This is a genomic window from Embleya australiensis (assembly GCF_051903075.1).
Taxonomy (GTDB): Bacteria; Actinomycetota; Actinomycetes; order Streptomycetales; family Streptomycetaceae; genus Embleya.
In genome coordinates, this window is sequence record NZ_CP182422.1 from 1,178,460 (window position 1) to 1,202,674 (window position 24,215).

Genomic DNA, 24,215 nt, shown 5'->3' on the forward strand with positions numbered 1-24,215 from the left:
GCGGGCAGGTCGAGCGGTTCGACCACGGCGTCCAGGCGCGGGCCGAGGAAGAACGGCAACGAGTAGCGGTCGACGCCCGGTTGCGGGGCGACCACCCGGTGCCGGGTGGCCCGCAGGTAGCCGCGCGTGGCGATCTCCAACATCTCGCCGATGTTGAACACGAACGCGTCCGGCAGCGGCGTCGCGTCGATCCAGGAGCCGTCCCGGGCCTGCACCTGGAGGCCGCCGATCTCGTCCTGCTGGAGCAGCGCGAGGTAGCCGTAGTCCTTGTGCGCGCCCACCCCCTGGTCGACGTCGGCGCTGGGCCGCCCCGGATAGTGCACCACCTTGACGTGGACCGCGGCCTCCTCGTCGAACCACTCGTCGAAGTAGCCGCTGTCCTGGCCGAGCGCTGCGGCCAGCGCCCGCAGCACCTCGCGGCTGACCCGCAACGCCTCGGCCTGCCAGGCGAGTACGGTCTCGCGCAGTTCGGGCAGCGCGGCCGGCCACTGGTTGGGGCCGATCAGCCGCAGGTAGGCGGGATCGTCCGGGCCGAGGTCGAGCGCCGCCCGCTCGGGGCCGATGTCCAGTTGTTCGCGCCAGTCCGGGCCGCCCTCGGTGTACTCGGTGCCGGTGCGGGTGTATCCGCGAAACTGCGGCGAGTTGATGTTCTCCACCGCGAGCCGGTCCGCCTCGGGTAGGGCGAAGAAACGCTTCGAGACCGCCAGGGCGCGGGCGCGCAGCTCCGGGTCGACGCCGTGGCCGATCACATAGAAGAAGCCGATCTCCCGTGCGGCATAGCGGAGTTCGGCCAGGAACGCGGCCGGGTCCGCGGCGGGGTCGCGGAATCGGGAGATGTCGATCACGGGCAGGGTGGTGGGCGGTGCGCTGGTTGCCATGACTGGGGTCCTCGGTACAGCCTCGGGCACGCCGGGCCGGACGCCGGCCCGGGGCGGGGCCGAACGCGGCACGGCGGACCCGTGGCGGGTGGGGCGAGATCGGGTACGAATGGCGCGCCGGCCCGGAGGGCGGCGACGCGGAAGGCGGGCGGGCCGGCGCGCGGCGGACCGGCATCGGTCACGCGGGGGCGGGCACACACCTGCTCGGCGGCGCGAAAGCGCACCGCACGAGCGCAGGGGTCAGCGACAGATCTGGTCGAAGTGGTCGGCTCGTCGACCCGCCCAGAAGGGGTCGAGCAGCGCGGAAGCGACCTGACGCGGAGACATGGCCGTGATGTAAGCACGAGGAAGGCGTGTTGGTCCAGCGGACTTTCCGTCACATCCGGTCGACGACGCGTAAGGGTACGGGTCGGACATCGCGCCGGTCGGCGGCCGATGCGCGGGTCCGGGACCGGCCGTCGGCAGGCGTCGGGCGGTACCCCGTGGCGCAAACCGCCTCGGGCCGCCTACACTCGCGGCCATGTCCTGCCCCATGCTCGTCAGTCGCCGCCACGTGGATCTCGTGCGCGTGACCAGCATGGCCTGTCGTATGTCCCGCTGAACCACGGTGACCGTTCCGGTCCCGGTGGTTCGCGCGGTGTGTGAGCCCGGGCGCTGACCCGCAGGCTCCGCCGCGTCCCACGTTTTCCCGCTTCCCGCATTCCGCTCCCCCGTGTCCGGGCGCCTTTCGGCCCGGGCCTTCGGGTGGCCGAACCACGCCCGTCTCGCGGCCACTTCGCCGCGTGCCGTGCGGTCGGTGCGGTACGCCCGTTCGCCGCACCCCGGGGGGTGTGGTCCCGCGTACCCGCAATCGGTCGGGCCGCACCCGCCGTTGCCCGCGCCCACCGCCGATACCCGTACCCCGCAAGGAGTTTCCAGATGACCCTCGAAGCCACCGACACGCCGCCCGTCGTCGAAGCCGAACCCGTGGGCACCGACGGCCCCGTACGTCCCGACGATCCCGCGTCGTGGTCCTTCGAGACCCGGCAGGTCCACGCCGGCACCGAGCCCGATCCGACCACCGGGGCCCGCGCGGTGCCGATCTACCAGACCACCTCGTTCGTCTTCCGGGACACCGACCACGCGGCCGGACTGTTCGACCTGTCCGAGGAAGGCCACATCTACACCCGGATCCACAACCCCACCACCGACGCGCTGGAGCGGCGCGTGGCCGCTCTCGAAGGCGGCGTGGCGGCGGTCGCGACGGCCTCCGGGCAGGCGGCGACCACGCTGGCGGTGCTCAACCTCGCGGCGGCGGGCGACCACATCGTCTCCAGCGCGTCGCTCTACGGCGGCACGTACAACCTGTTCCACTGGACACTGCCGAAGCTCGGCGTCGAGGTCACCTTCGTCGACGACCCGGACGACCTCGACGCCTGGCGCGCCGCGATCCGGCCGCAAACGAAGTTGCTGTTCGCCGAGACGCTGGGCAATCCGCGCGCCAACGTGCTGGACGTGGCGGCGGTCGCCGATGTCGCGCACGCCACGGGTGTACCGCTGGTCGTGGACAACACGGTGCCCACGCCCTATCTGCTGCGGCCGATCGAGCACGGCGCGGACGTGGTCGTGCACTCGGCGACCAAGTTCCTGGGCGGGCACGGCACCGCGATCGGCGGGATCGTGGTGGACGGCGGCACCTTCGACTTCGGCGCGCACGCCGAACGATTCCCCGGCTTCGCCGAGCCCGACGCGAGCTACAACGGGCTGCGCTACTGGCCGGATCTGGGCCCGGGCGCGTACGCGGCGAAGTTGCGCGTACAACTGCTGCGCGACGTGGGCGCCTCGATCGCGCCGCTGACCAGCTTCCTGATCCTCCAGGGCCTGGAGACGTTGTCGCTGCGGGTCGAGCGGCACGTGGCGAACGCGAGTGCGCTGGCCGCGTGGTTGCAGAGCCGGGAGGAGGTGGAGACCGTGCACTACGCGGGTCTGCCGAGCAGCCGGTGGTACACCGCCGGCAAGCGCTATCTGCCGCGCGGTGCCGGGGCCATCGTGGCGTTCGAGTTGAAGGGCGGGGTCGAGGCGGGCCGCCGGTTCGTGAACGGGCTGTCCCTGTTCAGCCACCTGGCCAACATCGGCGACGTGCGCAGCCTGGTGATCCACCCCGCCAGTACCACGCACGCCCAGCTCACCGACGCGGAGCGGCTGGCCACGGGCGTGACCCCCGGCCTGGTCCGGCTCTCCGTCGGCATCGAGGGCCTGGCCGACCTGCGCGCCGACCTGGTGGCCGGATTCCGCGCCGCCGCGCAGTCGAACTAGCCGGGAAAGCCGGGAACTTCGGACGGAACGCTCGCCATGTCGCACGCCACACCCCCCACACCCGCCCCGGCGGGGCCTCGTTCGCTGACCCTGCCCGCACCGCTGTGGACCGAGTCCGGGGAGGTGCTGCCCGAGGTCCGGATCGGCTACGAGACGTGGGGTCGGCTCGCCCCGGACCGCTCGAACGCGGTGCTGGTCCTGCACGCGCTGACCGGGGACAGCCACGTCGCCGGTCCGGCCGGTCCCGGCTTTCCCACCCCCGGGTGGTGGGACGGCCTGATCGGCCCGGGTCGGGCGCTGGACACCGACCGCTGGTTCGTGGTCGCGCCGAACGCGCTCGGCGGTTGCCGGGGCAGCACCGGCCCCGCCTCGCCCGGTCCGGGCGGCCGGGCCTGGGGAAGTCGTTTTCCCCGGTTGACCATTCGCGACCAGGTGGCCGCGGAGGTGGCCGCCGCCGACGTGTGGGGCATCGAGCGGTGGGCGGCCGTGGTGGGCGGGTCGATGGGCGGGATGCGGGCGGTGGAGTGGGCGGTGACCCATCCGGAGCGGGTCGGCGTGCTGTTCCTGATCGCCACCACGGCGGCGGCCGGCGCCGAGCAGATCGCGTGGTGCTCGACGCAGTTGCACGCGATCCGGGCCGATCCGGGGTGGGCCGGCGGCGACTACCACGACCGGCCGGCCTCGGCCGGGCCCTGGCGGGGGCTCGGCCTGGCCCGCCGCATCGCGCACATCACCTACCGCAGCGAGCCCGAGCTGGCCGCCCGCTTCGGCCGGGAACGCCAGCCGGGCGAGGGCCCGAACGGCCGCTACGCCGTCGAGTCCTACCTGGACCACCACGCGGCCAAGCTGACCGCACGCTTCGACGCGGGCAGCTACGTGGCCCTGACCGAGGCGATGAACAGCCACGACGTGGGCCGGGGCCGGGGCGGCGTGGCGGCGGCGCTGGCCCGGATCACCGCGCCGACGGTGGTCGCGGCCGTCGACAGCGACCGCCTGTACCCGCCGAGCCAGCAGCGGACCCTCGCCGAGGCCATCCCGACCGCGGGCCCCCTGCGCGTGGTGCGCTCCGCGTACGGCCACGACGGCTTCCTGCTCGAACTGGACCAGGTCGCTCCCCTGGTCGCCGAATTTCTGGAGCGGGCGGCACCGGCGGACCGCGTCGGGAGTACCGAACCCCTGGAGCGGGTCGGGCGTCCCGCTCCGACCCGAAATACGCCGCCGAACCGGAACACGCTGCTCGATCCCACCGTTACCGGAAGGTAGTCCTCCTCATATCCCCATCCGGTGTCGAGTCCGGGGGGGCGCGCCACGCACCGGCGCGGCCCCCCGGCCCGGCAGCGGGCGGGCCGTCGAAAGGCCGATCACCATGACCGCCCTCGCTCCCGCGCAGGTCCGCGCCCGGTTGACCGAGTTCACCGTGCTCGACGTGCGCACCCCCGGCGAGTTCGCCACGGGCCACATCCCCGGCGCGTACAACGTCCCGCTGGACCGGCTGCGCGAGGCGGTGCCGGTGCTCAAGCGGGCGGCGCACCCCGAACTGTTGATCGTCTGCGCCTCCGGTGCCCGCTCCGAGCGGGCCCGCACCGAACTGGCCGCCGCCGGCATCGAGGCCGCGCACCTGAGCGGCGGCACCTCGGCCTGGGCCGCCGAGGGCCACGCCCTGGACGCCCCGGACGGCGCCCGCCCGGTGTGGCCGATGGAGCGCCAGGTCCGCTTCGCGGCCGGCTCCCTCGTGGTGCTCGGCCTGCTCGCCGGCCGCCGTGCGCCGGGGGCCCGCCTGCTGTCCGCGGCGATCGGCTCCGGCCTGGTCTTCTCCGCCGTCACGAACACCTGCGGCATGGCCGCCGTACTCGGCCGACTCCCCTACAACCGCCCCGCCGCCGAGACCCCCGACCTGCCCGCCACGCTCGGCGCCCTCGACCGCGGCTGACCCCCACCGACGACCAAGGGCGGGCCAAGTCGCCGCAAAATGGGCTTCGGGTGGGAACCCGCCCGTTGGCCGCGTACGTGTTCGGACATGTGTCCGTAGTTCCGAACAGTGCTTGGAGTCACCGGTGACGAGCCTCCCAACCCGCCGTGTCCTGCGTCGTCTGACCGTTCTCGCCGTGGCCGGAGTGCTCGCCGCCGGGACCGCGGCGTGTTCGTCGAATTCGGGAGGTTCCGGAGACAAGGCGAAGCCCGGTGGGCGCGAGGGGTCCGCGGAGGTCGGTCCGCCACCGTCCGACGCGCCCACCGCCGCCGATCCGCAGGCGTCGATCCCGGCGCCGCTGGTGCCGGACGCGCTGGTGCGCAAGACCGCGACCGGCGGGCGTACGGTCGCGCTGACCTTCGACGACGGGCCGAGCCCGCAGTGGACGCCGCAGGTGCTCGCGCTGCTCAAGCAGTACAAGGCGAAGGCGACGTTCTGCATGCTCGGCCCGAACGCGAAGGCCAATCCGAAGCTGGTCAAGGAGGTCGTCGCCGACGGCAACCGGCTGTGCGACCACTCGGTCACCCACGACGAGGGCATCGCGAAGCGCCCGCTGTCCCGGATCAAGTACGAGATCACCACCGCGCACGACCAGATCGTCGCGGCGGCCGGACCGGGCACGAAGGTCGACTGGTTCCGCGCGCCCGGCGGCGACTGGTCACCGCAGGTACGCGCGATGGCGGCCGGGTACGGCATGCGCCCGCTGGACTGGTCCGACGACACGCGCGACTGGCAGCGCCCCGGCGCGGACAAGATCCTGGCCACCGCCGAGAAGGAGCTCAAGCCCGGCGGGATAATCCTGATGCACGACGCGGGCGGCGACCGCACACAGACCCTGGCCGCGCTCAAGCAGCTGCTTCCCTGGCTGGTCCAACAGGGCTACACCTTCGACTTCCCCGCCTGAGTCCGGAGGCCGACACGCCCCGGCGGGTGCACCGGGATTGCCGTGTCGTGGATAAATCTAGTGAAATGCACCATTTGAACCTTATTGCCGCCGGTCGTCACACCCGGATCCGCGCCCGGGTGACGATCGCCCTCCTCCTCTCCGCGACCGCCCTCGGCCTGACCACCGCACCGACGGCCGAGGCCGCCTCCACGCGCGGTGGGGCCATCGCCCGTTCGGAGGTCCTGGCCCGTGCAAAGGACTGGTTCGACCGCAGGGTCGAGTACGACCAACAGGCCGTCGCCCCGGACGCCGACGGCGCGCACGACTACCGCACGGACTGTTCCGGCATGGTCGCGATGGCCTGGCATCTGCCGAGCACCGACTTCAACACCGATTCCCTCGACCGGCGTTCGGTCACCGATCGGGTCGACCGCGACGACCTGCTCCCCGGCGACGCGCTGGACGACACCGCCGACGGCCACGTGGTGATCTTCACCGGTTGGATCGCCCGGAGCGCCGGCACCTTCACGTACATCCAACTGGCCAACCCGCGCAGCGACATGGCCAAGGGCACCGGCAGCTTCGACAGTCCGCTGCTCGCCGGCCACCCCACCGCGAACTACGTCGGCCTGCGCTACCTGCACGTCGTCGACGACGAGGCCGCGACCACGCCGTCGCGCGTCCTGGACCGGTATCCGTGGTCCTCGTCGAGGAATCCCAGCACCTCGGCGACCACGGCCGGGTCGCTCAGCACGCGGTGATGGCCGAGTCCCCTCGTGACGAACAGCCGGGCCCGGTCGGGATAGGCCGCCGCGAGCCGATACCCCTGATCGACCGTCGCCATCGGGTCCTCCTCGTCGTGCACGACCAGGATCGGCACTCGTACCCGCTCGGGAGCGTAGGACGCGGAGAACCGCTCCCAGATGTCCGACTCCGGTGCCAGCAGCCGCTCGTCCGCCCGCTCCCGGACCAGCGCCACCACCCGCGCGTGCAACCGGAGTCGGGCACTGAACCGGTGCAACAGGTATTCCATGTCGCACACTCCGCCGATCGCCACCACCCGATCCGCCCGCACCCCCGAGCGCAACGCCTGGAACGCCCCGAGCACACCGAAGGAATGCGCCAGCATCGCCCGGAACTCCCCATGGCGCTCCTGGAGTTGCCGGGCGATCTCGGCATAGTCCAGCACCGTGGGGCCGATCCCGCCCGAATCCCCGTTGCCCGGCGCGTCGAAGCCGATCGGGGTCAGCCCCCGGGCCCGCAGCTCCTCGACGAACGGCGCGAAGCGCGAGGCCCGGGACTGCCATCCGTGCAGCAGCAGAACCGGCTCGGCCCCGTCGCCCCAGCGGTAGGTGACCACCTTCCGACCGCCGACATCCAAGGTGTCGGTGACCGCGAACAGGTGCGCCGAACGCTCCGCCGGCCGGACCGCGCTGCGCCCGAACGGACGCCGAAACAACACATACGCCAGCGCCCCGGCCGCCCTCGGGGACAGTGCCGTCGCCGCCCGCAGGGCCAACCGCGCGGACGTCTCCCCGACCCGCCTGCCGCCCGCACCGGGGTTCGCCGACCCCCGTGTGTCGGCGAACCCCGGTGCCGTCGAGGCGAGTTCGAGATCGATCGGGCCCGCAATGGCGCCGGGCCCCTTCGAATGGGTCATGTCCGCATGCCCCCTGGGTGAGTGATTCGCCTGGATGACATGCACCCCGGCGTGTCAAAATTGCACGACCGGTCGTACTATTTATCAAGTCGGCGAAGACTGTCAAGGCCCGAGGGGAGGCACGACAGCGGGATAATCGACGCCGGTCGGCCGAGCAGGCGGCGGGCCGACCCGAGGGCCGGACCGGTCGAGCCGGCGGAGACAGGAGTGGTCATGAGCACGTCCGCGACCGACGGGCGGGTCCGCAAGGGCGATCGCACCCGGCAGGCGATCGTCCACCGGGCCGCCGACATCGCCTCGATGGAGGGCCTGGAGGGACTGTCCATCGGCCGGCTGGCGAGCGACCTGGAGATCAGCAAGAGCGGGGTGTTCGCCCACTTCGGTTCCAAGGAGGAACTGCAACTCGCCGCGATCGGCGCGGCGGTCGAGGTGTACGTGGACCACGTGGTGACCCCGGCGATGGAGGGCCCTGCCGGCCTGGTCCGACTGTGGCGGTTGGCCGAGCGCTGGATCGCCTACTCGCGCGACCGGGTCTTCCCCGGTGGTTGCTTCTTCTTCAACACCGCCGCCGAATTCGACGCCCGCCCGGGCCGGGTCCGCGACGCACTGGCCGGCGCCTGGAGCGGCTGGCGCGCCCTGCTGACCGCCGAGGCCGAGGCGGCGAAAACCCGGGGCGAGGCCCAGCCGGACCTGGACGTGGCCCAACTCGTCTTCGAGATCATCGCGTTCCTGGAAGCCGCCAACGGCATCAGCGTCCTGCACGACGACGAGAGCGCCTACACCCGGGCCGGCACCGCCATCCACGCCCGCCTGCTGACGGCCGCCACCGACCCGGACGCGCTGCGGGCGGCGCTGACGGAATAGGCCCTGTCCGGCGGATCTTGGCGGGCCGGCCCGCACCCCGCCGGGGCTCAGTCCGCCGCCAACCCCGCGTACCTCCGGCAGGTCGCCCGGTCGTCCGGCAGCTCGCGCGCCCGCAGCAGCTCGCGGAAGTTGAGCCACTTCCAGGTGTCCACATCCATTTCGGCCAAGGTCGCCACGACCCGGCGCCGTGCCGCCGGCAAGTCGGCGAAGGCCGGCGCGGGCACCCCCAGTGCCTCCGTGCCGAAGGCCAGGCGCAGTGCCGCGTCCGTGATGGCGAACGCCGAGGGGCCGGAAGTGCGGGACAACCCTGTCAGGACCGATTCCAGTACGTCGACCGGGAGTTCGCCGGCTCCGAGGGCGACGAGGCTGCTCGACGCGTACGCCCCCAGGTCGCCGTCGAAGAACCCCAGCGGGACCGCCTCGTCGTCGGCCGGCGGATCCACCATGCAGGCGGCGAGTTCGGCGATCACCTCGAGGTCGGCCGCGCCGAGGCGGGCCAGTGCGATCGCCGCCGCCCAGCGGGCCAGGGGTTCGTCGGTGCCCTGGTGGTACGCCCGCAGCGGGGCGATCTGGGCCGCGTCGCCGAGCAGGCCGATCGCCACGATCGCGTTCGCCGCGACGCCCGGTACCGATTCGGTCGCCGGCAGGTCGCGCAGCCGGGGCAGAATCCGCGACGCCTCCTCGGGAAACCAGCCGACCGCGTAGGCCGCCGCCGCCCGCAGCTGCGGATCCGGATCGGTCAGCACACCGCACAGTGTCGGCACACCGGCGCGCACCGCGTCGTACGCGCGCAGTTCGTACTCGGCTTCCCGGCACGACTCCTCGAAGTCGAAGGTGTCCCGCCGCCGCTCCCGGGCGCGTCGCTCGGCCTCGCCGTCGGCCTCCGCGATCCAGCCGTCGAACCGCCGCCGAGCCCCCTCCGCACCCTCCGCGCGTGTTCGACCCACCGCCGCGCGCCAGGCGGCGATGGCCACCCCGTCGGGGAGATGCGCCTCGTCGTATCCGATCGCCAACGCCGCGAGCAGATGCACCAGGTCGGCCCGATCGGGGGTGCCCGGATCCGCGACGAGCGCGAGCAGGAACGGGACGGCGTGCGCCGTCGCCTCGTACCGGCTGCCCTGATGAAAGATGTTGCCGTAGAGCGCGTTCAGCGCCCGCCTCCGCCCCTCCGCGTCCGCCGAGCGCAATGCGCGCAGCTGTTCGGGCACGTCCTCGGCCGAGCCGTACGCGTGTTCCGAACCCGCCCAGTCGATCCCGTCCAGCCCGGCCAGAGGCCCCCACTCCACCATGGTCGACAATCCTTCCCTCTCCGGCGCGCGGCGTCGACGGTCGGGAGCGATCAACCTTATTGGACTGCTCATTACAAAACCTGCTAGCGTGCTCCGCATGGCCCGACCACGGAAGTTCGACGAGGAGCAGGCGGTCCAGGCCGCGCTCGACGCGTTCTGGCGGGCGGGCTACGAGGCCACCTCGACGCAGGACCTGTGCGACGCGACCGGCCTCGGCCGCAGCAGCATCTACAACACGTTCAGCAGCAAGCGCGAGCTGTTCCTGCGCGCGCTGCGGCGCTACATCGAGCACATGACGAGCGTCCAGGTCGCGAACCTGGAGAGCGATCGTCCCGTACACGACAAGATCCGCGACCTGCTGACCTCGATCGTGGTCGACGAGACCGACAACCCCGGCGACCGGCGCGGCTGCCTGGTGGTCAACACCGCGATCGAACTGTCCGGCCGTGACGCCGAGGTGACCGCGGTGCTCGAACGCGACTACCGTCGCCGGCACGCGGCGATCAAGGCCGCGATCGACGCCGGACGGCTCGACGGCGACATCGACCGGGACAAGGACGCCGACGCCCTCGCGCACGCCGTGATCGGCGCGGTGTCGGGAATCCGACTCGCCGCCCGCAACGGGGTCGACCGTGCGGGACTGACGGCGATCGCGGAGACGACACTCGCGGCGCTCTAGCGACCCGCGCGCGGCGAGCCGACACGGTGCCCATCGCACCCCTGCGCCTCGCTCACGCATGCCCCTGTTTTGAACTACACATTCCAAAACACCAACGCACACCGCACCACCGACTCGGGAGTACCCCCATGCCTCTGGCCGTCTACATCCTCGGACTCGGCATATTCGCGCAAGGCACCTCGGAGTTCATGCTCTCCGGGCTGCTGGAGACGATGGCCGCCGACCTCGGCGTCTCCATCCCCGACGCCGGGCTGCTGATCTCGGCCTTCGCCGTCGGCATGGTCGTCGGCGCGCCCCTGCTCGCCGTACTCACCCTGCACTGGCCCCGGCGTACCGCCCTGATCGCCTTCCAGGCCGTGTTCGTCCTGGGCCATGTGGTCGGCGCGCTCGCGCCCGGCTACTGGGTGGTGCTCGCCACCCGCGTGGTCAGCGCCATCGCCTACGCCGGCTTCTGGGCGGTGGCGGCCGTCACCGCGATCGGCCTGGTCGCCCCGAACGCGCGGGCCAAGGCGATGGCGGTGGTCGCGGGCGGGTTGTCCCTGGCCACCGTGGTCGGCCTCCCGCTCGGCACCATGATCGGCAACTGGGCCGGCTGGCGTGCGGCCTTCTGGGCGGTCGCCGTGCTCACCGCGCTGAGCACGGTCGCGGTGTACGCGGTGCTGCCCGGCGGTCACACCGCGAACGAGGCGCCGCGTTCGGTCCGGACCGAACTGAGCTCCATGCGCCGGCCGCGACTGTGGGTCGCCTACACCACGACGGCGGCCGGTTTCGGTGCCGTGGTCGCGGTGTTCAGCTACCTCGGCACGATGCTGACCAACACCACCGGGATCGGCGAGGCGTGGGTGCCGCTGGTGTTGTCCTGGTACGGGGTGGGCGCGGTGGTCGGGATCACGGTCGGCGGACGGCTGGCCGACGAGCACCCGTTCGGCACCCTGTACGGCAGCCTCGGCACGGTCGTGGTCGTGTCCCTGCTGCTCACGCTGACCGCGCGGAACGTGCCGGCCACCCTCGTCCTGGTCTTCCTGCTCGGCGCCGGCGGCTTCGCGGCCAATCCGGCCGTCAACGCCCGCGTGTTCGCCATCGCGTCCGACGCCCCCACGCTCGCCGGCGCGACCAACACGGCGGCGTTCAACGTCGGCATCACGGTCGGCCCGCTGCTCGGCGGCCGGGTGATCGCGGCCGGCTTCGACTACGCCGCCGTCGCGTGGGTCGGCGTCGCCCTGGGCCTGATCGCGCTGGCGAGCGCCTGGACGGACTCCCGCATGCGCGGGCGTACCCCCGCGCACGCCGCGCAGCCGGCCGCCGAGCACTCGGCGGCCGAAGCGACCCGGGTGCCGGCCTGAACGGCACCCGGCGGCGGCCGGGCCGTGTCGACTTCGTGGCCGACGGTGACCGCCCCGCCGCACCCCGCGACACTGGCCGCCCCGAGCGCCTGACGCAGCATCAGTTCCCTTGATTTTTCCGGCCTTCGGGGCTGCCGGAGGGCTTGCCGGGGGGTCTAATCTAATCCCCTGCTGCAATGGTCCGTTTTCGGTCGAACGGGTAGAAACCACCCGTCTAGGACAGGACGGTTCGCCATGGTCTCCACCGACCCCGCAAGACCCTCCTCACCCGAACCGCCCCTGCGTCGCGCAGCCGGCGAGAAGGGCCTCAAGACCGGCGCCCTGGGCCTCGCGTCCAGCGTCGTGATCGGGCTCGCCTCCACCGCACCGGCCTACAGCCTGGCCGCCACCCTCGGCATCATCGTCGCGGGCGTCGGCCTGCAATCGCCGATCGTCATGGTCCTGGCCTTCGTCCCGATGTTCCTGATCGCCTACGGCTACAAGGAACTCAACGAGGACAACCCGGACTGCGGCACCACCTTCACCTGGGGATCACGCACGTTCGGCCCGATGACCGGCTGGATGGGCGGTTGGGCCATCATCGTCGCGGACGTCATCGTGATGGCCAACCTCGCGCAGATCGCCGGCCAGTACGGCTTCCAGCTGGTCGGCGCCCACGGCCTCGCCGAGGACACGTTCTGGACCACCTTCGCGGGCGTGGTCTGGATCATCCTGATGACCTGGATCTGCTATGTCGGCATCGAACTGTCCGCCAACCTGCAGAAGGTATTGCTGACCATCGAGATCGTGGTCCTGGTCGCCCTCGGCCTCACCGCGCTCTGGAAGGTCTACCTCGGCAACGCCCCCGACGGCTCGGTCCACATCGCGGGGTCCTGGTTCAACCCGTTCGAGATCGACTCCGTCGACGCGCTGACGAAGGGCGTCCTGGCCGCGGTGTTCATCTACTGGGGCTGGGACACGGCCGTGTCGATCAACGAGGAGACCGCGGACTCCGCGCGCACCCCCGGCCGGGCCGCGGTGATCTCGACCGTCCTGCTCCTGCTGATCTACGTCCTGATCAGCACCTCGGCGCTGTCCTTCGCGGGCGCCGGCGACACCGGCAGCGGTCTGGCCAACCCGGACAACTCCGGGGACGTACTGTCCGGCCTCGGTTCGAGCGTCTTCGGCAGTGTCGGATTCGGCTGGTTCATGGCCAAGTTGCTGGTGTTCATGGTGCTGACCTCGTCGGCGGCGTCCACCCAGACGACCATCCTGCCGACCGCGCGCACCGCGCTGTCGATGGCCGCGCACCGGGCCATCCCGGAGAAGTTCGCGCGCGTGCACACCCGCAACCAGGTGCCGACCTGGTCCACGGTCGGCATGGGGATCGCGTCGGTGGCCTTCTACGTGGTGATCACCCGGGTCAGCACGAATGTACTGACCGACTCGATCGGTTCGATCGGCCTGGCCATCGCGTTCTATTACGGCATCACCGGTTTCGCCTGCGTCTGGTACTACCGGCGCGTGCTCACCCGCAGCCGGCGCGACCTGATCACCAAGGGCGTCATGCCGGGGCTCGGCGGCGCGCTGCTGGCGTACTTCTTCATCGACGCCTGCTACGTCTACTCGGACAAGGACTACGGCACGACGTACTGGACCCTGCCGTTCGCGCCGCACTGGCAGCTCGGCGGGGTGTTCCTGACCGGGATCGGCGCGCTGGTGCTGGGCGCGGTACTGATGCTCGGGTACCGGTTCGTCGCGCCGTCGTTCTTCCGGGGCGAGACGCTGCCGCGCGCGGTGGCACCGAGGGACGCCGTGGTCGAGTGGGTGGGGTCGGCGGGGGCTCCGGGGTCGGCGGGGGCTGCCGGGCCTCCCGGTTCGGCGGGCGCTGCGAAGAACGAGGGGTCCACGGGATCCACCGCGCTCTGACCCGCGTGGGTGGGCCCACTCCGCTCGGTGGGCCCACCGCGCCGTCGGTCAGTGTTCTCGATCAGTGTTCGCGGAACTGCTCCAAGAGGCGACGGTCGCGCTTGGTCGGGCGGCCCGTGCCGCGGTCGCGCTGGGGAACCATCAAAAGCTCGTCCCGAGGCGGACGCGGCGGGCTGTTGTCGGTCAGGCACTCGGCGGCCACCGGCGGCCCGACCCGCTTGCGCACGATGCGCTTGACCACGACGATCCGCTCGTAGCCGTCCACGCGCACCCGCACCTCGTCCCCGACCTTGACGGTCTGGGCGGGCTTGACCTTGTCCCCGTTGACCCGCACGTGCCCGGCCTTGCAGGCCGCGGCGGCAAGCGAGCGGGTCTTGGTCAGCCGCACCGACCAGATCCAACTGTCGACCCGAACGGTCGTCGCCTCGTCTGTTGCCATGCCCCGACTCTAACCCGGCCGGTTCGGTTCACCCCACCTCCGCACACCGGGCTGCACCCCCGCCGGTTCGGGTGTCCGCACGGTCGTTGCGGCACCCCGCCGGGCGGGACCCTCGGGGGATACCCGTGCGTTCCCGAGGAGTCGGCGTGTTCCCGAATACGATCCACCTGCCCGGCAATCCCACCGCCGTGACCCGTCGTCGCTGCTGCGTACTGGCCGTGGCACTGGCCGGGTCCGCCGTGGCCGCCACCGTGCCCGCCGCCGCTGCCGCCGGCACGCAGCGGGCCCAGGTGAGCGGTGTACGACTGCGCCGGGAGGCGGAGTGGCTGCTGCGCGAGGGTGGCTACGTCAATGTCGCGATCCTGCTCCGGGACGGGTCCGAGCGGATCGAGGCAAGTGCCGGACCCGGCGAGTTGCATACCGGGCAACCGATGCCGCGCGGCGGCGCGTTGCGGGCAGGCAGTGCCACCAAGGCATTCGTGGCCACCGTCATCCTGCAACTGGTCGCCGAGCGGCGGTTGTCGCTCACCGATCCGGTGGACCGGTGGTTGCCGGGCGTGGTGGCCGGCAACGGCAACGACGGACGCCGGGTGAGCGTGCACAACCTGCTGCGCCACACCAGTGGACTGCACAACTACACCATCGAACTCGGGGATACCGCCGCGGACTTCGAACGACTGCGGTTCCGCCGCACGGGGCCGGCCGAACTCGTCGCCGCCGCGCTGCGGTTCCCCCCGAGCTTCCCGCCCGCCTCGGCCGACGACCCGGCGCCGAACTGGGAGTACTCGAACACCAATTACGTCCTGGCCGGGATGATCATCGAGCGGATCACCGGCCGACACTGGGCCGAGGAGGTGCACGCCCGGGTGCTTCGCCCGCTCGGCCTCACCGGCACCCACGCCCCCGGCGACGACCCGACCCTGCCCGCGCCGTACGCCCACTCGTACCACCGCTTCCCGGACCGGGACGAGTGGGTGGACACGACCGTACGCACCATGTCCTGGGCCGACGCCGCCGGTGAACTGGTCACCACACACGCCGACTTGGAGCGTTTCTTCACCGCGCTGCTGCGCGGCCGGCTGCTCCCGCCGGCGCAACTCGCGCTGATGCGCGAGACCGTGCCGATGCCGCCCGACTTCGAGCAGGTGATGCCGGGTGTGCGGTGCGGTCTCGGCCTGATGCGCCAACCGCTGCCGTGCGGCGGGTATCGCTGGGGCCACGGCGGGGACGTCGAGGGCTCCAAGATCCGCATGGGCGTCACCGAGCACGGCCGGCGCAGCGTGGTGATCGTGGCCAACGGCACCTACACGGACGACGAACACGGCCTGCGTGCCGAGGTGGCCGTACAACAGCTCACCGACCGCCTGCTCTGCCCCGAAGGGAGTGCGCCACGATGACCGCGCCGAACCGGATCCACGGAAGGCTGTTACGCCCGGCGGCCCTCGCCCTGGGCATCGCCCTGACCCTGACGGCGGCCGGCCCGGGCGCGGCGAGCGCCGACGCCCGTGCCTCCCGCCTCCAACGCGATACCGACGCGGTCCACGCGGCCGGCGCGATCGGCGTCACCGTGTACTACACGGCTCGCCCGACGCCCGGCGGGCCCACCACCGTCCGTACCGCCCGCAGCGGCGAGGCCGAACTCCACACCGGCCGGCCGCTGCCCCCGAACGGCCACTACCGCACCGGCAGCACGACCAAGACCTTTGTCGCCACCGTCGCCCTCCAACTGGTCGCCGAGGGCCGGTTGCGGCTCGACTCCCCGATCGAGACCTGGCTTCCGGGTGTGGTGCGCGGCAACGGCAACGACGGCCGCCGGATCACCCTGCGCCACCTGCTCCAGCACACCAGCGGCATCCCCGGCTACACCGCGCTGCCCGCCACCGTACCCGCCCTGTACTCGGCGCGCGGCTACCTGGAGAACCGCTTCCGGCACTACCGGGCCGAGGATCTGGTCGCCGCCGCGCTGACCCTGCCGAGCCGCTTCGAGCCGGGGAGTTCGTGGGCGTACTCGAACACCAACTACCTGCTGGTGGGCCTGATCATCCGGCAGGTCACCGGCCGCTCGTGGGGCGAGGAGGTCCAGGATCGCGTCATCCGCCCGCTCGGTCTGCACGACACCCGCGTCCCGGGCGACGATCCGTACCTGCCGCGCCCGCACGCACGGGCGCAGCACACGTTCGCGGGCGACACCCGGCCGACCGACACCACCGTGCTCAACCACACCGTCGCCGACGCGTCGGGCGCCATCCACGGCACGCCGAGCGACATCGACCGGTTCTTCGTCGCGTTGTTGTCCGGCCGGCTGCTCGGTCCCGCCGAGCTGGCCGAGATGCAACGCACCCATCCGATCCCCGACGAACCCGGGCGCGGTTACGGTCTGGGCCTGGAAAGCACCGGGTTGAGCTGCGGCGGTCGGTACTGGCAACACGGCGGCGACGATCTGGGCTTCTCCAGCGAGAACGGCGTCACCGGCGACGGGAGTCGCGCGGTCCTGGTGGTGCGCAACGGCGTCGACGAGAACGACGAGGCGGGCGGTGCACGGGTGGACGCGGCGACCCGGGCGCTGATCGACCACGCCCTGTGCGCCCCCGATCCACGCCACCCGTGAACCGGGCGACTACGGCCTGGGCGCGAGCAGTTCGGACCACCCCTCCAGTGTCGGCCGCTCCGCCAGGTCGGCGAAGTCCACGCTCACCCCGTGGTCGCGGGTCCAGCGCTCGACCAGCGCCATCACCCGCACCGAGTCCAGGCCGTAGTCGACCAGGTTCTCGTCGTCGGGGATGTCCGCCGGGTCCTCGCCGAGGATGTCGGCCACGTCGGTGCGGATCAGTTCGAGGGTCAGGGCCATGTCCGGTCTACTTTCCCGCGAAGAGTGATTCGGTATCGGTGACCACCGCGCAGTTCGCGGCGGCCCAGGACAGGGCCATGCGGTGGTTGTCCGAGGTGAAGTCGGCCACCGCGTCGGCCACCACGAACGTCTGGATGTCCTGCATCCAAGCGTCGCACGCGGTGGTGGTCACGCCGATGTGCGCGTACACCCCGACGATGATCAGTTGGTCGCGCTCCAGGTCGCGCATCCAGCGGCGCAACTCGGTGCGGACGAAGGCGCTGTACTTCCACTTGGTGAGCACGGTGTCGGCGGGGCCGGGCGCGACCGGTGCGGCGATGGCCGCCGCGTGCAGGTCGTCGGGCAGCCCAGGCCCCCAGAAGTCCTGTTGCAGGCCGCGCTGTTCGGCGGTCTGTCCGCCGGGCTGGGCGGAGTAGACCACGGGTACGCCGAGTCGGTCGCAGTCGTCCTTGAGGCGGGCGACGTTGGCGAGCAGTTCGGTGATCGGCGAGGCGTTCGGGGTGAACGCGGACAGGAAGTAGTTCTGGAGGTCGTGCACGAGGAGCGCGGCGCGGGTGGGGTCCACGGTCCAGTCCACCCGATTCGTCGGCAGGTCGGCCGAGTTCGGCATGGGATAGGGGGCGATCTTGGGGAGTGCCATCGGGGAGGCGGTCCTTCGGGAGGTGGATGTGTGGGGGTGGACGCGGGCTCAGCCGGCCCGGGCGGCCAGTCCGGCCGCGATCGCCGCGCGCAGGTCCTTCTTGCTGACCTTGCCGACGCCGGTGTACGGGAACGTCTCGACGAACTCGACGTGGTCGGGCACCTTGTAGCCGGCCAGGCCGCGTTCGCGGACGAAGCGGCGGATGGCCACGGGCTTGAGCGGTTCGGCGCCGGCGCGCAGGATCACGTACGCGCAGGTGCGTTCGCCCAGGTAGGCGTCCGGTACGGCGACCACGGCCGCGTCGTGCACGGACGGGTGGGCCAGGATGTGGTTCTCCACCTCCTCCGCCGCCACCTTCTCGCCGCCGCGGTTGATCTGGTCCTTGGCCCGGCCCTCCACCACGAGGTGGCCGGAGGCGAGTCTGCGGACCACGTCGCCGGTGCGGTAGAAGCCGTCCTCGGTGAACGATCTCGCGTTGTGCTCGGGGGCGTTCCAGTAGCCGCGGATGGTGTAGGGGCCGCGCGTGAGCAGGTGTCCGGTCTCGCCGTCGGGGACCGGGACGTCGGCGTCGTCGACGATGCGGATCTCGTCGTCAGGGGAGATCGGCCTGCCCTGTGAGGTGACGATGATCTCGTCGGGGTCGTCGAGGCGGGTGTAGTTGACCAGCCCCTCGGCCATGCCGAACACCTGTTGCAGGGTGCAGCCGAGGGTCGGGGTGACCCGGCGGGCCGCCTCCTCGCTGAACTTGGCGCCGCCCACGAGGAGTACGCGCAGGCTGCTCAGGTCGTAGCCGCCGCGCTCGGCAGCTTCGGTCCAGGCCAGGGCGAGTGGCGGCACCACACCCGTGATGGTCACCCGTTCGCGTTCGATCAGCGCGAAGGCGACGTCGGGGGTGGGCTTGGGGCACAACACCACGCGCGCGCCCGCGTACAGCGCGCCGAGCGTGCCGGGCGAGCTGAGCGGGAAGTTGTGCGCGGCGGGCAGCGCGCACAGGTACACACTGTCCGCGTCGACCGCGCAGATCTCGTTGGAGCCGCGCAGCGAGTAGATGTAGTCGTCGTGGGTGCGCGGGATCAGCTTGGGCACGCCCGTACTGCCCCCGGACAGTTGCAGGAAGGCGAGATCGCCCGGGGCCGGGGGGTCGGTGATGTGGACCGGGTCGCGCTCGATGTCGACCAGCGCGGTGTGTTCGCCCGGGTCGCCGACCACCAGGACGTGCCGGAGTGTGGGCGTGACCGCCTGTACGGCGCTTGCCAGGGTGCGGTGGTCGAAGCCGTCGGACACGTCGGGGATCACGTAGGCGACGGCCTCGCTGAACGCGCAGAAGTGGCCGATCTCGGTCAGGCGGTGTGCGGGGAGCGCGAACACCGGCAGGGCGCCGATCCGGAACAGGGCGAAGATCACGGCGAAGAACTCGGCCACGTTGGGCAGTTGCACCACGACCCGGTCGCCCCTGGCGACGCCGAGCGCGAGCAGCCCGGCGGCGACGCGGTCGGCTCGCTCGTCCAGATCGCGGTAGGTCCAGTGGCGTTCGCCGTCCACGATGGCGACCCGGTCCGGGTGCGCGGCGGCGCGGTCGCGCAGGACGCCGCCGAAGGTCTCGCCGCGCCACCAACCTGCCGCGCGGTAGCGCTCGGCGAACTCGGTGGGCCAGGTGGGCGCGAGCGGGCCGGGGTTGGGGGTGCTCGGGGTGCTCGGCGTGGTCGCGGTGCTCGGCGGCTTCGGGGTGCTCATCGTTCACCCGCCACGGCGTGCAGGAAGGTGCGGAACTTGGCCTCGGTCTCGGCGGTTTCGGCGTCCGGGGAGGACTCCGCGACGATCCCGGCACCGGCGTACAGGCGCAGCACGTCGCTCGCCGCCTCGGCGCAGCGGATGGTGACCACCCATTCGCCGTCGCCGTCCGCGTTGCCCCAGCCGACCATGCCGGTGTACAGGCCCCGGTCGAAGGGTTCGAGGTCGGCTATGGTCTGCCGCGCGGTGGTGGTCGGGGTGCCGCAGACGGCCGGCGTCGGGTGCAGTGTGCAGGCCAACTCCAGTGCGGAGGGCCGCCTTTCCGGGTCCACGGTGGCGGTGACGGTGGTGGACAGGTGCCACATCGCGGCGGTGCAGACCAGGGTCGGCCGTTCGGGGATCTCCAGGGTGGCGCAGTGCGGGGCGAGCGCGTCCCGCACGGCCGCCACCACGACGGCGTGTTCGTGCAGGTCCTTCTCGGATTCGAGCAGGGCCATCGCGCGGCGTACGTCCTCGGCCAGGTCGGTGCTGCGTTTGGCGGATCCGGCGAGCGGGTTGGCGATCACCCGGTCGCCGTGCCGGGAGACGAGCAGTTCGGGGCTGGCGCCGATCAGGGTGTGGTCGGGCCGGGTGCCCGGGACCGCGAAGGTGTATCCCTGCGGGTCGCGGCGGGCCAGGCGCTGCAACAGGACGGGTATGTCCGGCGGATCGGCCGCGTGCAGTTCCAGGGTGCGGGCGAGCACGACCTTGTCGAACGCCCCGGCGCGCATGCGCCGTACGGCCTCGGCGACGCCCGCGCGGTAGGTCTCCGGCGCGGGTACCGGACGGATGTCCCAGTCGGTCGGCGGCGGCGCGGGGGCGGCCAGTGCGATCAGCGGGTCGGCGGACAGCGGCGGCCCCCAGTCGATCGTGCCGGGCACCACGAGCGCGGCGGGTGCGCCCTGGTCGAACGGCACCGCGCCGAGCACGATCGGGGGCCGGCCGCCCACCGGGCTCGCGTCGGCCAGTGTCGCGGCCACGCGGGACGGCAACGGGCGTGCGTCGTGCGGGACTTCGGCCTGGGTGCCGTGCGCGAGCAGGGTGCGGGTGGGGGACGCGAAGAAGCGTGTGTCGCCCGGACGATACGCCTCCAGCAGCGCGGTCGCCGCGCCCACTGTGGCCAGGCCGGTGGCTTCTGGGGTGGTCACCTGAGGCTCCTTTGATTCTCCGACGGGGTGGTACGGAGTCCGTGCGGCACCGACGACCGGCCGGTCGGCCGGTGGGCCGGGCGAGTGGGGCACGTCGAACCGGTGCGCGCGGTCCGCTGCCACGGTCTGCGGTACCGGTCGCCGCGCGCGGTGTTTGCGATGCGGGTGTGCGTGCGGGTACAGGTGCATGGCCGTTCCGCCGGGCGGCTCGTGGCCGAAGTCCCATACGAGGGGCGCCCGTTCGTCACACGTGCAGCGTGGCGCCGCCGTCGACGTACATGTTGTGCATGGTGATCTGCCGCGCTCGGTCCGAGGCCAGGAACACGACCGCCTCGGCGATGTCGGCGGGGTCCGCGATCCGGCCGAGCGGAATCCCGGTGCGCCACGTCGCCGGATCGCCATCGAGCACCCGCTTCGGCGCCTCGGGGTCGGTCCACAGGGCGCGTTGCATCGGGGTGTCGGTGGAACCCGGCGAGACCACGTTACAGCGCACACCGCTGCGTGCCAGCTCGAGTCCCAGACACATGGTGAACATCGTGGCGGCGGCCTTGGATGCCGCGTAGGCCGCCATCCCGGTGCGGGGGATGCCGGCCGCGTTGGAGCCGACCGTGACGATGCTGCCACGCCCGCGCTCGGCCATCGATCCGGCCACCGCGCGGCCGGTGTGGAACACCCCGGTGGTGTTGACCGCGAAGGTGTCGGCCCAGTCCCGGTCGGTGAGTTCGGTCACCGGCGAGACGTGCAGCACGCCGGCCACGTTGACCAGGATGTCGATCGGCCCGAGCCGGCTCTCGATCGCGGCGATGGTGGCCTCGACCGCCGAGGCGTCGGTGACATCGAGCGGGTAGGCGATCACCGCGTCGGTGCCGTCGTCGGCCATCAGGTTCTTGACGCCGGTCGGATTGCGGTCGGTGGCGGCGACGGTCGCGCCGTGGTCGACGAGGGCCCTCACGACGGCGGCACCGATGCCCTGCGCGGCGCCGGTGACCACCGCGACGCGACCGGCGAGGTCTGATGGGTGCACGAAACTCCCCTTGGCAAGCACAACCCCGTTGGTCGGGATTTAGGTTAGCCTAACCTAATATCGATCTCGTGGTCGATCCCGGTGGGGCCCTCGGCGCGGGCTCGAAGTCGGCGTGATGCGGCCTTCCAAGGGTGCTCGGCAGTTAGGTTAGCCTCACTTTATGACTGTGCATCAGCCGATTCTGCAAAACCTGGGCGGCCCGCCGAGCATGTCCACCGACGCCACGCCCGGGGCGCACTCGGACGATCGCCGCGACGACCCCTCGGGGCGCGCGGCCGGTCGGCGTACGGTCCTGATCGCCGCGATCGCACTGACCGCGACAGTGGTGGTGCTGACCGGGATCTCGCTTTCGGTGGGCGCCGGCGAGGTCGGTGTCGGCGGCGCCTTCGACTACATATTCAACCGGCACGGCGCCCGCTCCGACAGTCATCTGACCCTGGTCGTTCGCGACCTGCGGCTGCCGCGCACGCTGACCGCGTTGCTCACCGGCGCCGCGTTGGGCACGGCCGGCTGCCTGTTGCAGACCGTCACCCGCAATCCGCTGGCCGAGACCGGCCTGCTCGGGGTCAACGCGGGGGCCTCGCTCGGCGTCGTGCTCGGCATCACCCTGGTCGGTGTGCAGACCGGATACGGCTATCTGGTCTGGGCGTTCGCCGGTGCCGCCGTGGCCGGGCTGCTCGTCCTGGCCATCTCCGCCCGGCGCGGCGGCGGTTCGCCGATGCGACTGGTACTCGCGGGCGCGGCGCTGAGCGCCACCTTCGGCGGGATCACCAACATCCTGATCGTCAACTCCACCGAGGCGTACGACAACTTCCGCTTCTGGATCCTCGGTTCGCTGGCCGGCATCCAGGGCTTCGACTCGCTCGGCCGCCTCGCGCCGGTGCTCGCGGGCGGGTTCGTGCTCGCCGTGCTGGTCTCGCGGTCGTTGTCGGCGCTGGTCCTGGGCGACGACCTGGCTCGCGGGCTCGGCCATCGCCCGGCGCTGACCCGGACCCTGGTCGCGGTGTCGGTGACCCTGCTGACCGCGTCGTCGGTGGCCCTGGTCGGCCCGATCTCCTTCCTCGGCCTGCTCGCCGGCTTCCTCGCCCGGACCCTGGCCGGTCCGCGCATCCTTGCCCAACTGTGCTTCTCCGCGCTGATCGGCGCGGCCGTACTGACCGCCGCCGACGTCGCGGCCCGGGTGGTGGCCCGGCCGTTCGAGGCGCCGGTCTCGGTGATCGTGGCGCTGATCGGCGCGCCGCTGTTGATCGGCGTGGTGCGGTCGCGGCGGCTGGGCGCGCTGGGGCTCACGGACGCGCCGGAGTCGGTGGCGGCGTCGGGTGGGGGTGTCGGCGGCGTCGCGCGGGTGCGGCGACTGATCGGGGTCGGGCGCGGGGGCGCTGGAGCGGCGCGTGCGGGCGAGGGTGGGCCCGAGCGCGAGGCGGCGCGCGCGGACGAGGCCGCGCGTTCGGCGGCGCGCGGGGGGCGCGTGCGGCGGTTGCCCGAGCATCTGGTGGTGCGCCGGGGCCGGTTCTCCCTGTTGTTGCCCGGTCGGGCGGTGCTGGCCACCACGCTGCTCGCGGTCGCGCTGGCCGCGGCGATCGTGGTGTCGGTGTACTCAGGCCGGCGCGAACTGGGCCTCGTCCGTACCTTCGACGCGATTCTCGGCCGGGGCGACCGCTTCGACGTGCTGTTGGTCCGCGAGTTCCGCTTGGGTCGGATCGTGGCCGGCGCGGCGGCGGGCGCGGCGTTGGGCGTCGCGGGCTGCCTGACCCAGACACTGGCCCGAAACCGGCTCGCCACCCCGGAGTTGCTCGGCGTCAACGACGGCGCCACCGCCGCCGTGCTGGTCTCGGTCAGCTTCAGCGCGAGCGGCTCGTTCGGTGCGTGGTGGGCCGGACCGATCGGCGCGCTCGTCGCCGCCGTGGTGGTCACCGCGGTCGCCGGCGGCCTGGGCCGACGCGGCTATCGGGTCCTGGTGGTCGGCCTGGCGCTGTCCGCGCTGGCGTCCGCGATCACCCAGGTGGTGCTCGCCCGGCGATCGCTCAACTCGGCGAGCGCGCTGTACGTATGGAGTTCGGGCAGCCTGAACGGGCGCGGCTACAGCGTGGCGTGGCCGGTACTGATCGGGCTCGCCGTGCTGGTCCCGCTCGCCCTCGCCCTCGGGCGCAAGCTGGACGTGTTGCGCTTCGACGACTCCACCGCCTCCTCGCTCGGCCTGGATCCGGGCCGGATCCGGCTGATCTGCCTGGTCGCGGCGGTCTGCCTGGCGGGTCTGGCGGTCGGGGTCTGCGGGCCGGTGGGCTTCGTCGCGCTGGCCGCGCCGGTGATCGCCGCACGGCTGACCGGGCCGCTGCGGGTGCCGATCCTCGGCTCGATGCTGGTCGGCGCGATCCTGATCGTGCTGGCCGACATGCTGGGCCGAATCGTCCTGGACGGCGCGGAGATTCCGGTCGGCGTGGTGACCACGGTGCTGGGCGGTCCGTTCCTGCTGTGGGTACTGCTGGGTAGGTCCGGCTCCGCACGCGCGTAGGGTGGGGCCGAGGCCGGATCGTAATAATCCGCGGCGAAGGGGTGTACGCCGAAAGAGGCGGGG

The 24,215-nt window shown here is 72.2% G+C and carries 20 protein-coding genes and 1 pseudogene; 12 read left to right on the forward strand and 9 right to left on the reverse strand.

The genetic code is table 11. The features are described from left to right. Nucleotides 1-50 precede the first annotated feature (50 nt). Nucleotides 51-878, reverse strand: a pseudogene (locus ACMXN5_RS04830) (isopenicillin N synthase family dioxygenase); the annotation flags it as partial. Between the two features lie 520 nt (nt 879-1,398). Between ACMXN5_RS04830 and ACMXN5_RS04835 the strand changes: the two are divergent. From ACMXN5_RS04835 to ACMXN5_RS04855, 5 genes are all read left to right on the forward strand, one after another. After that, a complete protein-coding gene (locus tag ACMXN5_RS04835) occupies nt 1,399-1,479 on the forward strand; it encodes a putative leader peptide (RefSeq protein WP_379998678.1) in 81 nt (26 codons plus the stop codon). A gap of 317 nt (nt 1,480-1,796) precedes the next feature. Next, complete coding sequence (locus ACMXN5_RS04840; RefSeq protein ID WP_439674153.1) at nt 1,797-3,173, forward strand: bifunctional o-acetylhomoserine/o-acetylserine sulfhydrylase; 1,377 nt, start codon at nt 1,797-1,799, stop codon at nt 3,171-3,173. Nucleotides 3,174-3,209: 36 nt separating this feature from the next. After that, nucleotides 3,210-4,436 carry a homoserine O-acetyltransferase MetX gene (metX, locus tag ACMXN5_RS04845; RefSeq protein WP_439674154.1) on the forward strand — a complete coding sequence of 409 codons (1,227 nt, stop codon included), beginning with the start codon at nt 3,210-3,212 and terminating at the stop codon, nt 4,434-4,436. 103 nt (nt 4,437-4,539) lie between these two features. Next, nucleotides 4,540-5,103 carry a rhodanese-like domain-containing protein gene (locus ACMXN5_RS04850; RefSeq protein WP_439674155.1) on the forward strand — a complete coding sequence of 188 codons (564 nt, stop codon included), beginning with the start codon at nt 4,540-4,542 and terminating at the stop codon, nt 5,101-5,103. A gap of 124 nt (nt 5,104-5,227) precedes the next feature. Further along, the gene (locus ACMXN5_RS04855) at nt 5,228-6,046 is read left to right on the forward strand and encodes a polysaccharide deacetylase family protein (RefSeq protein WP_439674156.1); all 819 of its coding nucleotides are present in this window, start codon (nt 5,228-5,230) and stop codon (nt 6,044-6,046) included. Nucleotides 6,047-6,662: 616 nt separating this feature from the next. Here the strand turns inward: ACMXN5_RS04855 and ACMXN5_RS04860 are convergent. Beyond that, a complete protein-coding gene (locus ACMXN5_RS04860) occupies nt 6,663-7,688 on the reverse strand; it encodes an alpha/beta hydrolase (RefSeq protein WP_439674157.1) in 1,026 nt (341 codons plus the stop codon). 213 nt (nt 7,689-7,901) lie between these two features. On the opposite strand from ACMXN5_RS04860, the gene ACMXN5_RS04865 reads away from it, so the two are divergent. Continuing rightward, nucleotides 7,902-8,552, forward strand: coding sequence for a TetR/AcrR family transcriptional regulator (locus tag ACMXN5_RS04865; RefSeq protein WP_439674158.1), 651 nt, complete (start codon nt 7,902-7,904; stop codon nt 8,550-8,552). 47 nt (nt 8,553-8,599) lie between these two features. Here the strand turns inward: ACMXN5_RS04865 and ACMXN5_RS04870 are convergent, their stop codons facing one another. Further along, a complete protein-coding gene (locus ACMXN5_RS04870; RefSeq protein ID WP_439674159.1) occupies nt 8,600-9,841 on the reverse strand; it encodes a hypothetical protein in 1,242 nt (413 codons plus the stop codon). 97 nt (nt 9,842-9,938) lie between these two features. On the opposite strand from ACMXN5_RS04870, the gene ACMXN5_RS04875 reads away from it, so the two are divergent. From ACMXN5_RS04875 to ACMXN5_RS04885, 3 genes are all read left to right on the forward strand, one after another. After that, the gene (locus ACMXN5_RS04875; RefSeq protein WP_439674160.1) at nt 9,939-10,520 is read left to right on the forward strand and encodes a TetR/AcrR family transcriptional regulator; all 582 of its coding nucleotides are present in this window, start codon (nt 9,939-9,941) and stop codon (nt 10,518-10,520) included. Nucleotides 10,521-10,648: 128 nt separating this feature from the next. Then, nucleotides 10,649-11,863: a Cmx/CmrA family chloramphenicol efflux MFS transporter gene (locus tag ACMXN5_RS04880; RefSeq protein WP_439674161.1), complete on the forward strand. Its 1,215-nt coding sequence runs from the start codon at nt 10,649-10,651 to the stop codon at nt 11,861-11,863. A 234-nt stretch (nt 11,864-12,097) separates the two neighbouring features. Beyond that, nucleotides 12,098-13,771, forward strand: coding sequence for an APC family permease (locus tag ACMXN5_RS04885; RefSeq protein WP_439674162.1), 1,674 nt, complete (start codon nt 12,098-12,100; stop codon nt 13,769-13,771). Between the two features lie 61 nt (nt 13,772-13,832). On the opposite strand, the gene ACMXN5_RS04890 is transcribed toward ACMXN5_RS04885, so the two are convergent. Continuing rightward, complete coding sequence (locus ACMXN5_RS04890; protein WP_439674163.1) at nt 13,833-14,210, reverse strand: RNA-binding S4 domain-containing protein; 378 nt, start codon at nt 14,208-14,210, stop codon at nt 13,833-13,835. 146 nt (nt 14,211-14,356) lie between these two features. On the opposite strand from ACMXN5_RS04890, the gene ACMXN5_RS04895 reads away from it, so the two are divergent. Next, nucleotides 14,357-15,607: a serine hydrolase domain-containing protein gene (locus ACMXN5_RS04895; protein ID WP_439674164.1), complete on the forward strand. Its 1,251-nt coding sequence runs from the start codon at nt 14,357-14,359 to the stop codon at nt 15,605-15,607. After that, nucleotides 15,604-16,818 (forward strand): serine hydrolase domain-containing protein, encoded by a 1,215-nt coding sequence (locus ACMXN5_RS04900; protein WP_439674165.1) that lies wholly within the window; start codon nt 15,604-15,606, stop codon nt 16,816-16,818. The genes ACMXN5_RS04895 and ACMXN5_RS04900 overlap by 4 nt, the downstream gene beginning before the upstream one ends. Nucleotides 16,819-16,827: 9 nt before the next feature. Here ACMXN5_RS04900 and ACMXN5_RS04905 read toward each other — a convergent pair whose 3' ends face one another. The 5 genes from ACMXN5_RS04905 to ACMXN5_RS04925 form a co-directional block, all read right to left on the reverse strand. Beyond that, entirely contained in the window at nt 16,828-17,058 is a 231-nt protein-coding gene (locus tag ACMXN5_RS04905; protein ID WP_126635871.1) for a phosphopantetheine-binding protein, read from the reverse strand. Nucleotides 17,059-17,065: 7 nt separating this feature from the next. Then, nucleotides 17,066-17,698, reverse strand: coding sequence for an isochorismatase family protein (locus ACMXN5_RS04910; protein ID WP_439674166.1), 633 nt, complete (start codon nt 17,696-17,698; stop codon nt 17,066-17,068). A 48-nt stretch (nt 17,699-17,746) separates the two neighbouring features. Next, on the reverse strand, nt 17,747-19,432 hold the full coding sequence (locus tag ACMXN5_RS04915) for a (2,3-dihydroxybenzoyl)adenylate synthase (protein ID WP_439674167.1): 1,686 nt from the start codon (nt 19,430-19,432) through the stop codon (nt 17,747-17,749). After that, nucleotides 19,429-20,616, reverse strand: a complete 1,188-nt coding sequence (locus ACMXN5_RS04920) for an isochorismate synthase (RefSeq protein ID WP_439674168.1) — start codon at nt 20,614-20,616, stop codon at nt 19,429-19,431. The genes ACMXN5_RS04915 and ACMXN5_RS04920 overlap by 4 nt, the downstream gene beginning before the upstream one ends. 244 nt (nt 20,617-20,860) lie before the next feature. Continuing rightward, on the reverse strand, nt 20,861-21,640 hold the full coding sequence (locus ACMXN5_RS04925) for a 2,3-dihydro-2,3-dihydroxybenzoate dehydrogenase (protein ID WP_395786457.1): 780 nt from the start codon (nt 21,638-21,640) through the stop codon (nt 20,861-20,863). A 160-nt stretch (nt 21,641-21,800) separates the two neighbouring features. Here ACMXN5_RS04925 and fhuB point away from each other — a divergent pair, with 160 nt between their 5' ends. Continuing rightward, a complete protein-coding gene (gene fhuB, locus ACMXN5_RS04930; protein ID WP_439674169.1) occupies nt 21,801-24,152 on the forward strand; it encodes a Fe(3+)-hydroxamate ABC transporter permease FhuB in 2,352 nt (783 codons plus the stop codon). The last annotated feature ends 63 nt before the right edge of the window (nt 24,153-24,215 follow it).

Bases quoted from the DNA above. Each gene is read 5' to 3' on its own strand.
- ACMXN5_RS04835 (WP_379998678.1), top strand. From the start codon at position 1,399: ATGTCCTGCCCCATGCTCGTCAGTCGCCGCCACGTGGATCTCGTGCGC.
- ACMXN5_RS04840 (WP_439674153.1), top strand. From the start codon at position 1,797: ATGACCCTCGAAGCCACCGACACGCCGCCCGTCGTCGAAGCCGAACCC.
- metX (WP_439674154.1), top strand. From the start codon at position 3,210: ATGTCGCACGCCACACCCCCCACACCCGCCCCGGCGGGGCCTCGTTCG.
- ACMXN5_RS04850 (WP_439674155.1), top strand. From the start codon at position 4,540: ATGACCGCCCTCGCTCCCGCGCAGGTCCGCGCCCGGTTGACCGAGTTC.
- ACMXN5_RS04860 (WP_439674157.1), bottom strand. From the start codon at position 7,688: ATGACCCATTCGAAGGGGCCCGGCGCCATTGCGGGCCCGATCGATCTC.
- ACMXN5_RS04865 (WP_439674158.1), top strand. From the start codon at position 7,902: ATGAGCACGTCCGCGACCGACGGGCGGGTCCGCAAGGGCGATCGCACC.
- ACMXN5_RS04870 (WP_439674159.1), bottom strand. From the start codon at position 9,841: ATGGTGGAGTGGGGGCCTCTGGCCGGGCTGGACGGGATCGACTGGGCG.
- ACMXN5_RS04875 (WP_439674160.1), top strand. From the start codon at position 9,939: ATGGCCCGACCACGGAAGTTCGACGAGGAGCAGGCGGTCCAGGCCGCG.
- ACMXN5_RS04880 (WP_439674161.1), top strand. From the start codon at position 10,649: ATGCCTCTGGCCGTCTACATCCTCGGACTCGGCATATTCGCGCAAGGC.
- ACMXN5_RS04885 (WP_439674162.1), top strand. From the start codon at position 12,098: ATGGTCTCCACCGACCCCGCAAGACCCTCCTCACCCGAACCGCCCCTG.
- ACMXN5_RS04890 (WP_439674163.1), bottom strand. From the start codon at position 14,210: ATGGCAACAGACGAGGCGACGACCGTTCGGGTCGACAGTTGGATCTGG.
- ACMXN5_RS04900 (WP_439674165.1), top strand. From the start codon at position 15,604: ATGACCGCGCCGAACCGGATCCACGGAAGGCTGTTACGCCCGGCGGCC.
- ACMXN5_RS04905 (WP_126635871.1), bottom strand. From the start codon at position 17,058: ATGGCCCTGACCCTCGAACTGATCCGCACCGACGTGGCCGACATCCTC.
- ACMXN5_RS04910 (WP_439674166.1), bottom strand. From the start codon at position 17,698: ATGGCACTCCCCAAGATCGCCCCCTATCCCATGCCGAACTCGGCCGAC.
- ACMXN5_RS04915 (WP_439674167.1), bottom strand. From the start codon at position 19,432: ATGAGCACCCCGAAGCCGCCGAGCACCGCGACCACGCCGAGCACCCCG.
- fhuB (WP_439674169.1), top strand. From the start codon at position 21,801: ATGACTGTGCATCAGCCGATTCTGCAAAACCTGGGCGGCCCGCCGAGC.